The organism is Christiangramia sediminicola (genome assembly GCF_031344135.1).
Lineage (GTDB): Bacteria > Bacteroidota > Bacteroidia > Flavobacteriales > Flavobacteriaceae > Christiangramia > Christiangramia sediminicola.
Genome location: NZ_JAVJIU010000004.1, coordinates 428,430 through 441,362 on the forward strand (window position 1 = coordinate 428,430; position 12,933 = coordinate 441,362).

The 12,933-nt window shown below is 38.2% G+C and carries 14 protein-coding genes and 1 tRNA gene; 6 read left to right on the plus strand and 9 right to left on the minus strand.

What is annotated here, in order from left to right; all coding sequences use genetic code 11:
* Window positions 1-3: 3 nt before the first annotated feature.
* The 3 genes from RE431_RS12475 to RE431_RS12485 all read right to left on the minus strand — a co-directional run bounded on the left by RE431_RS12475 (window position 4) and on the right by RE431_RS12485 (window position 1,679).
* A complete protein-coding gene (locus RE431_RS12475) occupies window positions 4-735 on the minus strand; it encodes a lysophospholipid acyltransferase family protein (protein WP_309562317.1) in 732 nt (243 codons plus the stop codon).
* A gap of 50 nt (window positions 736-785) precedes the next feature.
* The gene (locus tag RE431_RS12480) at window positions 786-1,172 is read right to left on the minus strand and encodes a hypothetical protein (protein ID WP_309562318.1); all 387 of its coding nucleotides are present in this window, start codon (window positions 1,170-1,172) and stop codon (window positions 786-788) included.
* A 96-nt stretch (window positions 1,173-1,268) separates the two neighbouring features.
* Complete coding sequence (locus RE431_RS12485; protein ID WP_309562319.1) at window positions 1,269-1,679, minus strand: BrxA/BrxB family bacilliredoxin; 411 nt, start codon at window positions 1,677-1,679, stop codon at window positions 1,269-1,271.
* 183 nt (window positions 1,680-1,862) lie between these two features.
* On the opposite strand from RE431_RS12485, the gene RE431_RS12490 reads away from it, so the two are divergent.
* On the plus strand, window positions 1,863-2,597 hold the full coding sequence (locus tag RE431_RS12490) for a TerB family tellurite resistance protein (RefSeq protein ID WP_309562320.1): 735 nt from the start codon (window positions 1,863-1,865) through the stop codon (window positions 2,595-2,597).
* A gap of 84 nt (window positions 2,598-2,681) precedes the next feature.
* Here RE431_RS12490 and RE431_RS12495 read toward each other — a convergent pair whose 3' ends face one another.
* Window positions 2,682-3,149 (minus strand): thioredoxin family protein, encoded by a 468-nt coding sequence (locus RE431_RS12495; protein ID WP_309562321.1) that lies wholly within the window; start codon window positions 3,147-3,149, stop codon window positions 2,682-2,684.
* An 11-nt stretch (window positions 3,150-3,160) separates the two neighbouring features.
* Window positions 3,161-5,518, minus strand: coding sequence for a TonB-dependent receptor (locus RE431_RS12500; RefSeq protein WP_309562322.1), 2,358 nt, complete (start codon window positions 5,516-5,518; stop codon window positions 3,161-3,163).
* A 103-nt stretch (window positions 5,519-5,621) separates the two neighbouring features.
* Between RE431_RS12500 and RE431_RS12505 the strand changes: the two genes are divergently transcribed.
* Genes RE431_RS12505 through RE431_RS12515 form a run of 3 tightly spaced genes read left to right on the plus strand, consistent with a single transcriptional unit; the run spans window position 5,622 to window position 7,612 of the window.
* A complete protein-coding gene (locus RE431_RS12505; protein ID WP_309562323.1) occupies window positions 5,622-6,278 on the plus strand; it encodes a metal-dependent transcriptional regulator in 657 nt (218 codons plus the stop codon).
* Between the two features lies 1 nt (window position 6,279).
* Window positions 6,280-7,101, plus strand: coding sequence for a ZIP family metal transporter (locus RE431_RS12510; RefSeq protein WP_309562324.1), 822 nt, complete (start codon window positions 6,280-6,282; stop codon window positions 7,099-7,101).
* 49 nt (window positions 7,102-7,150) lie between these two features.
* Complete coding sequence (locus RE431_RS12515; RefSeq protein WP_309562325.1) at window positions 7,151-7,612, plus strand: hypothetical protein; 462 nt, start codon at window positions 7,151-7,153, stop codon at window positions 7,610-7,612.
* On the opposite strand, the gene RE431_RS15670 is transcribed toward RE431_RS12515, so the two are convergent.
* The 4 genes from RE431_RS15670 to RE431_RS12530 form a co-directional block, all read right to left on the minus strand.
* The gene (locus RE431_RS15670) at window positions 7,609-7,758 is read right to left on the minus strand and encodes a FeoB-associated Cys-rich membrane protein (RefSeq protein WP_472924702.1); all 150 of its coding nucleotides are present in this window, start codon (window positions 7,756-7,758) and stop codon (window positions 7,609-7,611) included. The two genes, RE431_RS12515 and RE431_RS15670, sit on opposite strands and share 4 nt — an antisense overlap.
* Window positions 7,759-7,790: 32 nt before the next feature.
* Complete coding sequence (feoB, locus tag RE431_RS12520) at window positions 7,791-9,893, minus strand: ferrous iron transport protein B (RefSeq protein ID WP_309562326.1); 2,103 nt, start codon at window positions 9,891-9,893, stop codon at window positions 7,791-7,793.
* Window position 9,894: 1 nt separating this feature from the next.
* A complete protein-coding gene (locus RE431_RS12525) occupies window positions 9,895-10,125 on the minus strand; it encodes a FeoA family protein (protein ID WP_309562327.1) in 231 nt (76 codons plus the stop codon).
* Window positions 10,126-10,200: 75 nt separating this feature from the next.
* The gene (locus RE431_RS12530) at window positions 10,201-10,872 is read right to left on the minus strand and encodes an SCO family protein (RefSeq protein ID WP_309562328.1); all 672 of its coding nucleotides are present in this window, start codon (window positions 10,870-10,872) and stop codon (window positions 10,201-10,203) included.
* Between the two features lie 153 nt (window positions 10,873-11,025).
* Between RE431_RS12530 and rseP the strand changes: the two genes are divergently transcribed.
* A complete protein-coding gene (rseP, locus tag RE431_RS12535) occupies window positions 11,026-12,342 on the plus strand; it encodes an RIP metalloprotease RseP (protein WP_309562329.1) in 1,317 nt (438 codons plus the stop codon).
* A gap of 219 nt (window positions 12,343-12,561) precedes the next feature.
* Window positions 12,562-12,635: transfer RNA gene (locus RE431_RS12540), tRNA-Asn, on the plus strand.
* Window positions 12,636-12,933 lie beyond the last annotated feature (298 nt).

Consider the following 12,933-nt stretch of genomic DNA (forward strand, 5'->3'; position numbering starts at 1 on the left):
AAGTTATCTAATATCTGCGGTAATGATCCTCTCAACTTTAGCGGCTAAAGCTTCGGGCTCGTCAGAATTTATTTCAATGGGCTCGTGTGTTTTCAAATGGACATTCACACCAAGATCTATGGGGAAGTTTCCATGTTTGAAAAGCTTCCAGGAATTATTGATGGTGACCGGAACTATAAGGGCATCTGGTAACTTTTTGAACAGCATCATCATACCATTCTTTCTGAATTCTTTTGGAGCACCGGTCCTGCTTCGGGTTCCTTCTGGGAAAATGACCGCAGAGCGTTTGGTTTCTTTTAAATAATCTCCAAACTGGCTCATCTTCAGTAAAGATTCTCTTCTATTCTTACGGTCTATTAAAACTGAACCGCCATGTCTAAGGTTAAATGAAATACTCGGAATTCCCCTTCCCAGTTCTTTTTTACTTACAAATTTTGGGTGATGTTTTCTGAAATACCATATCATAGGAGGGATGTCATACATTCCCTGGTGATTGGCCACGAAGATGCAGGTTTTATTTACCGGTATATCAAATTCATTTTCTACTGTGAAACTCGTTCCCAGGATATTCAGACAACGCATCAGGAAAAAATTGAAAATATCGACACTCTTCTTATGAGCCTGATATCCTCCAATTTTCAAACATAACCATTGGATAGGGTGAAAGATCAGCAGGTTCAGAAAAAAGAAAAAATAAAAAAGTACCGAAAGAGGGTAGGATAAAATTTTTTTCATCTTGATTTAAAAGTACAAAAATAGCCTTTTAAAGAAAATGACCGAAAATTCTATTCGTTCATTATGCGAGCGCACTTACTATTTATACATCCTACATTTTGAGGTGGACTTACAAAAGAGCAATCAGAATAAACCCCGAACTTTTCATTGTATTCCTTTTCCAGCCTGGTGTACCGCTCCACCATAACTTCAAGCTTTTCCCGATCTATAGAATTGGAGAATATAACGTAGGATCTGGGACCACCGCAAGGTTTGTCACCTAAAGGAAGATAATCACATTCATCAGAGCTTTTACAGTTTCCCTGGGCAATAAAATTTTCTATTTCCTGAAAGCGAGCACGTAATTCATCTTCGTACTCCTGTTTTGTTTCTAGTTCATCTTTAGAACATGCAAGGGCTGAAATTACCACTAAAAAATAGATCAAAAATCTTTTCATAAAGTGAAGATGAAAAAATGATGTGAACGTTGCGTTCGGGTATAAAAAAAGGCTGAAATTTATTTCAGCCTTTTTAAAATTATAATGGAGTTCTGATTAACAGAATTCGTTGTAAGCTCCAATAAGGTTTTCTGCGATCATATCTGCAGGACGTCCTTCAATATGGTGGCGCTCTAGCATATGAACTAATTCACCGTCTTTGAAAAGCGCCATAGAAGGCGAAGACGGAGGGAATGGTACCATCATGTCTCTGGCTTTTTCTGTAGCTTCTTTATCTACTCCTGCAAATACAGTTACTAGATTATCTGGTTTTTTAGCGTTCTGAAGAGAAATTCTGGCTCCCGGACGCGCATTAGCTGCAGCACAACCACAAACTGAATTTACCACTACTAAAGTAGTTCCTTTAAGCTCCATCGCCTTTTCAACATCTTCTACAGTGTGTAATTCCTGAAAACCAATACTTGTAAGATCTTCTCTCATTGGTTTTACTAAATCTGCTGGATACATATATATTTTCTTTTTTATTAAACTTTAGTGAGTCACAAAGATACCAAATTAAGTTCAGGTGAACATATCTCAAATTACTATGTGCTAATAGGTTCAATTTATAATCAAGTCTAAGAACAGGTAGGTGTAGCTTGCCAGATAAATATTGAAAATGCTATCTTAGCAGCTAAAGAAAATTGCCCGATGATCAAATGGCTTGCCGCAGTTCTGGGATATATGTACTTCAGGTTTCCCGGCGCTATTCTTGGATTTATTATAGGTTCCTTGCTGGATAATTATATCCGGTCTTCCGGCGGTATTTTCAATTCTTTGATGGGCGAGAGAAAGCAAAGCGTTTCTCCAGGCGATTTTGAACTGAATCTTTTATCCTTAAGTTCTATTGTGATCAAGGCTGACGGAAATGTTTCGCAGCAGGAACTGGATTATGTACGCTCGTATTTTATCCAGGCTTACGGTAAGGAGCGCGCAAATGCTACTTTTAGAACTTTCAATGAAGTCGTAAAGAACAGGCAGGTTTCAGCATCTAATATTGCGAGGTATCTTGCTGCAAGAACTAAGTATCCAACCAGGTTACAGATCATCCATTTCTTATTCGGAATAGCGAAAGCAGATGGTCATGTTAGTGAAGCTGAAGCTAATGTGATAAGTGATATTGCGGGATATCTTCAGGTGGGAAGAAGGGATTTTGAAAGTATCAAGGCTATGTTCTTCAAGAAAACCGATTCGGCCTATACCATTCTGGAGATCGAAAAGTCTGCGAGTGATGCTGAAGTTAAGAAGGCTTACCGAAAAATGGCTAAAAAATACCATCCGGATAAATTAGGTCATATGGATGAAGCTTATCGAAAGGGAGCCCAGGAAAAATTTACGAAGGTTCAGGAAGCTTACGAGCAAATCCAAAAAGAGCGAGGAATCTAAAAGAAAAGCCCCGATAAAATACGGGAGTCCTTCTAACCAAAAGACTAGTAGTGAAAAAACCCGAAGTCTGGAATATACCTTTTACTAGCCTTTTATCAATGCTTTCATATTCTCAGAAGTGAGATATTCATGACTTTTTCTTTTCACTCTAAATTCTTCATCAAGAACCATCACCACAGGAAACGAAATTGGCTTATCTTTTCTACTGGCTAATATCAGCGGAATTTGATGTATCCCATTTCTCTGTATTTTTGATTGTTCATTGGTAAAAACCTGTCCATCAAATTCGATATGCTCAGTAGATTCCGCATTCATTTTTACGGCATAAAAATCTTGGTTCAAGGTTGAAACCACTTCAGAATTTTTAAAGGCATTCCTGTCCATTTTTTTACAATACGCACACCAATCTGTATAAAAATAGATCACTACAGGTTTTGTTTCTGTTTCCAACGCAACATCCAAATCTTCAAAATCAATCCAGTTGATCTCGTTTTGCTGGGCGTTTACAACTTGTAAACTCAAGAAAGCACATATTAAAATTAATCTTTTCATCTTCTTATCAATTAGTTGTGCAGGTTTCCAAATTTGATTCCGAAGAAAAAAGTACGGGGTCTAGATGGTCCATAGATGTAATCTGAATCCCGTGTAGGGCCGGAGTCAAAATCATCCTGATAGGCATCGAACACATTTTGAACTCCCGTACTTAGATTTATATGAAAATTCTCTGTGATATCTATATGCTGACTTAGTTTAATATTTAGGTCCCAGAAAGCAGGAGATTCTCTAAGCTCCAGAAATCCGTTGGCGTTGATCACTTTGGGAATGGTCATTTTACCCGTATAAGTTCCGGTAAGGTCCAGGGCAAAATCTTCGAATGGTGAAGTGTTTACATTTAAATAGCCGTAAAAATTGGGATTCCTTACAAATTCACTAATAATTATATCCTCTTCTGATGTAGCCTCTTCATTGGCTTCATATAAAACCTGGTCTTCTTTATAGATAGATTGCTGGTAGGTACCTCCAAGCTGAAAAGTAAGATCTGAAGATGGTGATACTCCTATCTCGAAATTGGTCCCTGTAACATAGGCACCGCTACCGTTCCTGACTTCTTTTAAAATAGATCCATTTGGGAGGCTGGCCCCAGTACTTACCGTAGTAAACGGATCTTTCAATTCCGTATAAAAACCCTCCAATAAAAAGTCGGTTTGTAACTTATTGATGCTTTTGGAATAATTGAAGGAAGCGGTATAGGCGTTTGAATATTCCGTTTTTAGATCGTTTGAAAGGATGACAAATTGAAATTCCCCACCAACAGATGAGATATGAAGATCCTCATTAAATGCCTGCGGTGCTCGAAATCCCCTGGCATAACCTCCCCTGAACTGTAATTCTTCTGTAATATCATATAAAATAGTTAATCTTGGGCTTAATACCGTTTGATCTATTTTTGATTCACGCTGAATGTTTTCTACCGCGTAATTTCCAGAAACTGAAATATGATCTAACCTTGCACCTAGAAGTGCAGTAAAATTTTCTACCGGTTTCCATTCATATTGACCAAATGCCGCATAAGAATTTACTTCCTGATCTATATATCTTTGGTAACCCGCAATATCATCTTCGGTATTACTATGGTTGTATTCAATTCCGGTAGTTAGAATATCCTTGTTTGTAAAATTCCGGGTGAATTGGAAACCTCCCAAAACAGCAAGATCACTCGTGATTCCATAAGCGTTGGAAGCTGAAATACTATCCTGTGCTGTTCTGCCTCCACCAAGTCCGCCATAAAAACTTTTTCTATCGGTATGTTGGCCAGAGATATACGCTGTGTAATGATTGGTCATTTCAGCATTAGATAATTCATAAGTCAAACCGCCAATAAATGTGTCGTGATCTAACTGCTCTGTGATATCTGTTAAATGAGGAGCAAGATCAAGACGATCCCCGCCGCGTCTATATTCCTTCAGGGCGGTTAGATCCAAAGTGATTTTACTCAGATCTGAAGGCTTTAAAAATGCCTTGGCACCAAGAGTGTTATTGGTAAGTTCTGTTATTTCGGTAAATCCGTCGCCATTGGCATCATAAGCCGCACGGTCACGATTCATTCCAAAAATGGTAATTCCACTATTCAGATCTTCAGATACTACAGAACCGGCAATGTTCAGACTTCGATCTGGAATTTTTCCATCGATGAACGAAATATTATTATTTATGTTCCAGATATTTAGAACTGGCTCCTTCGTGATGATATTCACGGTTCCGGCAATAGCATTGGAACCGAAAAGAGCCGATCCACCGCTTCGAACTACCTCAACTCGGTCTAGAATAGAAGTTGGAATTTGTTCCAACCCATAAACGCTATTTAAGGCGCTAAATACAGACCTGCTATTAATAAGTACCTGCGTGTAACTTCCGTCGAGACCATTCAATCTAACCTGCGTAAATCCGCAATTCTGGCAATTAGTCTCAACTCTTACACCGGGTTGAAAATTAAGGGTTTCTGCCACAGAAACGGATTGTGTTGCGTTAAAAAGTTTAGAATTCAGCACGTTCACAATGACGGGTGCTTCCTTAAGGTCAATTCTATTCCTGGTTGCACTTACCACTACCTGGTCCAGGCCTAAAGCATCTTCTTCTAACGTGATATGCAGTGGAAATTCTATATAGTCTGCTTTGTTGATCTGAAGTTTTCTCGTCTTGAATCCGATGGCTTGAACGGTTAATTCAGTTAGTTTCTCGGTTAACTCTATGCTGAATTTCCCGTCTATATCTGCACTTGTACCTTTGGTTGTGCCAGAAATGAAAATGTTAGCGAATGGGATGGGTCTCTCACCGTCTGTCACATCACCTTTAATTTCAACATTTTGCGCACTGGTTGCCGAAAAAATAAGGCTAAATACAATTCTCGCTAAATTCTTCATTAAAAAATATTTTACACAAAGTTATAAAAAATTTTTAGACACATCTAAAAAATTGATTAATCAAATTAAAAAATGTATTTTTGAACTAATTAAAATTAAATTCATGTTCAGCTTATCCGAAGAAAACTATCTGAAGGCCATCTTTCACCTGGAAACAGCTTATAAGAGTGGAGTTAGCACCAACGCCCTAGCAGAAGAAATGCAAACCAAAGCTTCTTCAGTTACAGATATGGTAAAGCGGTTATCAGATAAAGACCTGGTGAATTACAAAAAATACCAGGGAGTAAAGCTGAGCGAGGCCGGGAGGAATGCCGCTATAGAAGTAATTCGTAAACATAGGTTGTGGGAAGTTTTCCTGGTAGATAAGCTTGGTTTTAACTGGGATGAGGTTCATGAAGTTGCTGAACAATTAGAACATATAAAGTCTGAAAAGCTCACTAATGAACTAGATAAATTTCTTGAATTCCCTAAAAGGGATCCTCATGGAGATCCCATTCCAGATTCTAAGGGGAATTTTAGTGTTGCAAATAGGGTGCTTTTATCTGAACTTGAAAAGGATGAAACCTGTATTTGCGTGGGAGTAAAGGATTCTTCAGCTGAATTTCTACAATACCTGGACAAGAATAGAATTTCCTTAGGTAAGGAAATCAGAATAATTGAAAAAGAAGATTTTGATCAGTCGATGTTGATCAAAATGGATGGAAACGAATTAAGGATATCAAATCAAATATCTACAAACCTATTTATTAAAACAATTTAGAATGAATAATTTAATAGACTTTTTTGAGTCATTAGACCCCGTATATGCTGCTTTCCTGGCAACTTTATTCACCTGGGGGCTCACTGCACTGGGAGCTTCTTTGGTATTTCTTTTTAAAGGAATGAATCGGGCTTTCTTTGACGGAATGCTTGGTTTTACTGGTGGAGTTATGGTAGCGGCTAGTTTCTGGAGCTTACTGGCTCCGGGAATAGAAATGAGCCCTGGGGAAGGATTTCAAAAGGTAGTGCCAGCCGTTGTTGGTTTTGGTTTAGGAGCATTTTTCATTTTTGGTTTGGATAAAGTGTTGCCTCATTTGCATGTGAACTTTAAAATGAGCGAATCTGAAGGAATTAAAACTCCGTGGCATAAATCTGTATTACTAACCCTTGCCATCACATTACACAATATTCCTGAAGGTCTAGCAGTAGGTGTTCTATTTGGTGGAGTGGCTGCAGGATTTGAAGGTGCCAGTATTGGTGGTGCTGTTGCACTGGCGATTGGAATTGGTCTTCAGAACTTTCCTGAAGGATTTGCCGTAGCAATGCCATTAAGAAGACAGGGATTGAGCAGGTGGAAAAGTTTTAATTATGGGCAGATGTCTGCCATTGTAGAGCCGGTAGCAGCAGTACTTGGAGCATGGGCAGTTTTAACTTTCGAGCCAATATTGCCTTATGCATTATGTTTTGCAGCAGGAGCAATGATATTTGTAGTAGTGGAAGAAGTGGTACCAGAAGCGCAACAGGGAAATTTCACGGATATTTCCACAATGGGATTCATCGGCGGATTCATGATCATGATGACACTCGATGTAGGTCTTGGATAGAATTTTTTGCAACATCTCAATCAATAGATCGTCTTTATAAAAAAGACCTATGAAAATCACATTAATTTTAATTGCCTTATTCCATTCAGTATTTACGCTAAATCAGGATCCTGAGCCGCCGGAATACAATTTCCATGATCAATTGCTTTGTCAGGGAGATTCTATGTCTCTGGGGGAAAAGCAAATAAAATTTAAAAAGATCGTTTCTGATTCCCGGTGTCCTAAAGGTAATGGGATTACCTGTGTCTGGGCTGGTGAGGTTTCCGTTTTGGTTGAATTCTATGAGGATGGAATTTTTGTGGGTGAAAAAATCATCGTTGGGACGAATCTATCAAAAGGTCAAAATGAGATCATTTCGAATGCAGCAATTTCTCTAGCTGAATTTTTCGGTACAGATGATTTGAAGATTAATGGAATTATGGTGAGCCCATATCCTGAAGGTAGAAGAAAGATTACTCCAGAAGAATACAGCGTAAACCTTCACATCGCTGAAAAGCTTAAATCAGATTAATCTCCGCAGCCACAATCTGAAACTCCGCAAGAACCGGATTTTTTCTTACCACCTAGAAAAGCAGGTTTCCACACAAATTTTGTGATTAGATACCCTGTAGCAGAGAGAAATGTTATAAAAACCAATATTTCCTGTAAAAGTTCCATGTCTTTTAAGTCGTTTATAATTCTTAAACTTACTAATTAAGTAGTTGGAATGCAATAAGTGCAACCACGTAGGCAAAACCACTCATGATTACCAATTGCAAAATTGGCCATTTCCAGGTGTTCGTTTCTTTCTTCACAATTGCCAGTGTACTCATGCATTGAAGTGCAAAAGCATAGAACAGTAATAAACTTACTCCACTTGCTAAAGTGAATAATGGTCCGCCGAGAACAGGATTGGTTTCTGCAGCCATTCTATTCTTTATCGTTTCTTCCTCATCGCTGCCAACGCTGTAGATCGTAGCAAGAGTTCCAACAAATACTTCTCTTGCGGCAAAAGAGCTGATAATAGCTATCCCGATCTTCCAGTCATAACCTAATGGAGCTACTACAGGCTCAATTCCACGTCCCATGATCCCGATATAGGAATTTTTCAATCTGAATGAAGAAATCTCCTCATCCAGTTCATTTTGAGGGATCATGTTTTCAGAAGTATATTGAGAAGTCACTATTTCTTCAGCATTTTCAAAATTCTCACCCGGGCCATAACTTGCCAGCACCCATAGAATAACCGAGATTGCTAAAATGATCTTACCAGCACCAAAGACAAATGATTTTGTCTTTTCAACTACATTGATCGCCACATTTTTGATCATTGGCAATTTATAGTTAGGCATCTCGATCACGAAATAACTCTTGGATTTAGTCTTTAAAATTCTATTCAATATCCAGGCTGAAAATATCGCCATTCCAAATCCTAGCATATAAAGGATCATTAAAGTAATACCCTGAAGATTCAGGCCGAGGAATGTCTGGTCTGGAATTACAAGTGCGATAATAATAAGGTAAACTGGTAATCGCGCAGAACAGGTCGTAAAAGGCACTACCAAAATAGTAATCAAGCGCTCTTTCCAATGTTCAATGTTCCTGGTGGCCATAACTGCAGGTATTGCACAGGCAGTTCCTGAAACAAGAGGCACTACACTTTTTCCACTTAAACCGAAACGGCGCATGATCCTGTCCATTAAGAATACCACCCGGCTCATATAACCAGATTCTTCCAGAATTGAAATAAACAGGAATAGGAAGGCAATCTGAGGAATAAATATAACGATCCCTCCAAGCCCTGGTACGATTCCTTCAGCAATTAGATTCGTAAAGGAACCATTGGGAAATGTATCTTTCGTCCATTCACTTAAAGATGCGAATGCCGCGTCTATCATGTCCATTGGATAGCTAGACCAACTGTATATTGCCTGGAAGATCAATAATAATATTCCGAAGAAAATAAAATAACCCCAGACTTTATGAGTCAGTATGCGGTCTAATCTCGATCTTAAATCTTTAGCAGCGTTTTTATCTACCACCATGGTTTCCTTTAGAACACCATTTATGAACTGATACCTTAAAATGGTTTCCTTCTGTTGAAGCCGTTTAAGATCGCTAATTGATTTTGTGTTGAAATCTGAATTATTCTTTAATTCTCCTCGATTTACATTTCCAAAGTTCACATCCTGGGTTATCACCAGCCAGAGCTTATATAATGACTGATTTGGAAATGCTTTTCGAAGATTCCCAAAATATTCCGGATCGATTACCGAGGCATTCACGCAAGGTTCAACTGGTATGTGCCTGTAATTTATGATGAGCTCTTTCAGGTAATCTATTCCCATTCTTTTACGGGCGCTTACCAGAGCAACTTTAGTCTTTAATCTTTCTTCTAATAATTCAACATCAAGGGATATCCCTTTATGATCCATCCTGTCTGCCATATTCACAACCAGGATCGTTGGAATTCCAAGATCTTTGATCTGGGTAAATAGGAGAAGATTTCTCTTTAGATTTTCAACGTCGCTAACTACAACGGCAACATCAGGGAAGTCTTTATCTTTCTTATTCAGAAGCAGTTCAATAACTACATTCTCATCGAATGAGGAAGCGTTGAGGCTATAAGTCCCTGGAAGATCCAGGATGTGGGCTTTTAAACCACGAGGAAGTTTACAGATACCTTCCTTTTTTTCAACCGTGATTCCGGGATAATTTCCAACCTTTTGGTTAAGGCCTGTTAATTGGTTAAAAACAGAGGTCTTGCCGGTGTTGGGATTTCCAATTAAAGCAACGTTAATTTGCTTACCCATATTAGCCTATTAATTCAATTTCTATTAGTAAAGCGGTTTCTTTCCTTATGGCCAGATGACTTCCGTTTATATTAAGATACATCGGATCGTGGAATGGCGCGGTTTGAACAAGCTCTACCTCGTTCCCTGGAAGGCAACCCATTTCAAGAAGCTTTAGAGGTACCATTTCTGCTGAGAACTCTTTAATAATCCCCCGCTGACCTCTCTTTAAATTAGCTACCGTCACCTTCACTTTTTATTTAGATTGATTTTAAACAAGGCAAAAGTAATGGAATTTAGACCAATACAAAAGTTAAAGGGGAAATTATTAGCGGTCCTCAGCTTTAAGAACCTTGAGGTCATGCATAAGGCTTTCTATGGCTTCCGGATCTGTCCCATCATAAAAGCCTCTTATCTGCCTGTTTTTATCTACTAAAATGAAGTTTTCAGTATGGATCATATCATAAGGACCACCATCACCCGTAGATTTGGTGGCGAGATAGGATTTACGAGCAAGATCATAGATCTCTTTTTTGTTTCCGGTAACCAGGTTCCACTTTTCGTCTATCACTCCTTTTTCAATAGCATACTTCTTTAAAACCGGAACGCTGTCTGCTACCGGAAACACTGTATGTGAAAGTAGAAGCACTTCTTCATCATCTTTAATTTTCTCCTGGATCTTTACCATATGATCTGTCATGATTGGGCAGATCGTAAGGCAGGTAGTAAAGAAAAAATCGGCGATGTAAATTTTATCTTTATAAAAATCTTCAGTGATCGTATCACCATTCTGATTAACAAGTTTGAAATCAGCAATTTTATGATATTTCCTTACATATTGGACGGTAGAATCAACCAGTTCAGCATTCACCATATCCGGCTGATAGATAGGTAATTTTTCTTCAGGAACCTTCAAGGTATAGATGATATACACGATGATCGCTGAAAGAATAAAGAAAACTATGGCAAAGGTTTTGTATCGCGCAAAAAACTTGAGCATAAATTCTAAATTTCTGCAAAGTTATGGCCTGCGGGCTAATTAGTCGAATTCTCTGCATTAAATTTTTATATGGAAGAAATCACTTGAAACTTAAACTTTTGTAGGAGCTTTTAAAAACTTACTTTTGTGCGATTTTAAATTTGAAGTTAGCTGATGGATCCATTTTTAGTAAAAGCCATACAATTAATATTAAGCCTTTCCTTTTTGATCGTTCTTCACGAACTAGGTCACTTTGTTCCGGCAAAACTTTTTAAGACAAGGGTTGAGAAATTCTTCCTTTTCTTCGATGTAAAATTTGCCTTGTTCAAAAAGAAAATAGGGGATACGGTATACGGAATTGGCTGGTTGCCACTTGGAGGATATGTGAAGATCTCCGGAATGATTGATGAGAGCATGGACAAGGAGCAAATGGCTGAACCTCCTAAAGAATGGGAATTTAGAAGTAAGCCGGCATGGCAGAGACTTATTATCATGCTTGGGGGTGTTACGGTAAATCTTATTCTAGGATTCCTTATTTATATGATGATCATGTTCGTTTGGGGAACTGCTTACGTGGGACCAGATGATATGCCGGAAGGTTTCGCAGTAGTAGATTCTTTTGAAGAATACGGTTTTCAGGATGGTGACAGGATTCTGGAAGTTAACGGAAAGGAATTTGAGAACAGCCTGGACATTAATAAACACCTGTTTATGAGAGATGTTCAGAATATCAAGGTAATTCATAGTAACGGTTCAGAAGAAACCATTAGCATTCCTGAAGAGATTGGAGTGAAAATGTTTGAGCAGGGAATCATGCAGCCTTTTGTGCCAATCCAGGCGCCGGTATTAGACTCTATTCAAACTGGTCTGGCTGCGGAAAAAGCCGGTCTAAAGAAGAATGACAAAATCATTTCTATCAATAATGAAAAAATAGGGTATTGGCATGAGATCGCGCCTATAACTACTGGAAATACAAACAAGGAGGTAGAACTGGTTTATGAAAGAGATGGTGTAATTAAAAGCACGAAGATCACTCCTGATGATGAAGGAAAGATTGGCTTTATTAAGAATTACGAATTCGACATAAAGCGTAAGAAATATGGTTTTACTGAAAGTATCAGTAAAGGTTTTGATTATGGTTACTGGACGCTTAGAGACTATGTTTACCAGTTCAAATATGTTTTTACTAAAAAAGGAGCTTCGCAACTTGGTGGTTTTGGCGCCATTGGCGGACTTTTCCCTGATGCGTGGAACTGGTATGGATTCTGGAATACTACGGCCTTACTTTCTATAATTTTAGCCTTCATGAATATTTTGCCAATTCCGGCATTGGATGGTGGACACGTGATGTTCTTGCTTTACGAAATGGTTACAGGAAGAAAGCCTAACGATAAATTCATGGAAGTAGCCCAAATGGTTGGATTCTTTATTCTGATCGCTCTGGTGCTATACGCTAATGGAAATGATATTTATAGATGGTTATTTGAATAATTATCAATTTTAAATAAGATTCAAAAGCAGCGCATTTGCGCTGCTTTTTTATTTTAGGTGCACTAATAGCCAAAAATTTTTTCAATGTTGTTTGATGTAAATTATTGACTATCCGTAAGATTCAAAATCACTGAGAAAATCTTCAAAAAAAATCGAAAAAATCTTTTGACAGCATTTAAAATTTGATTTATATTTGCAACCGCTTTCAAAGCAAAACATTCCTCCTTAGCTCAGTTGGTTAGAGCATCTGACTGTTAATCAGAGGGTCCTTGGTTCGAGCCCAAGAGGAGGAGCAACAAAAGCCGTTCAATTTGAACGGCTTTTTTGTTTTCCACTCATGTAGAACTGCCGACTTTCATTTTTACTATCTGCAAACATTTTTAATTTTAATTTAATATACCAGTAACGATAGTGTTAAACTTGAAGGCTTTATTTGTGTCTTTAAGAGACACACTTAAATCGTTGAAGTTTTTGTCGACTATATACATTTAGTGTGTAGGGCTGCCTTTCCAGGTGGCCTTTTTATTTTCTTCTTTTAAAGTAAGGCTTATCCTTAACTCTTAGGAAACATTAAGTTAACCTTGGTTTTGT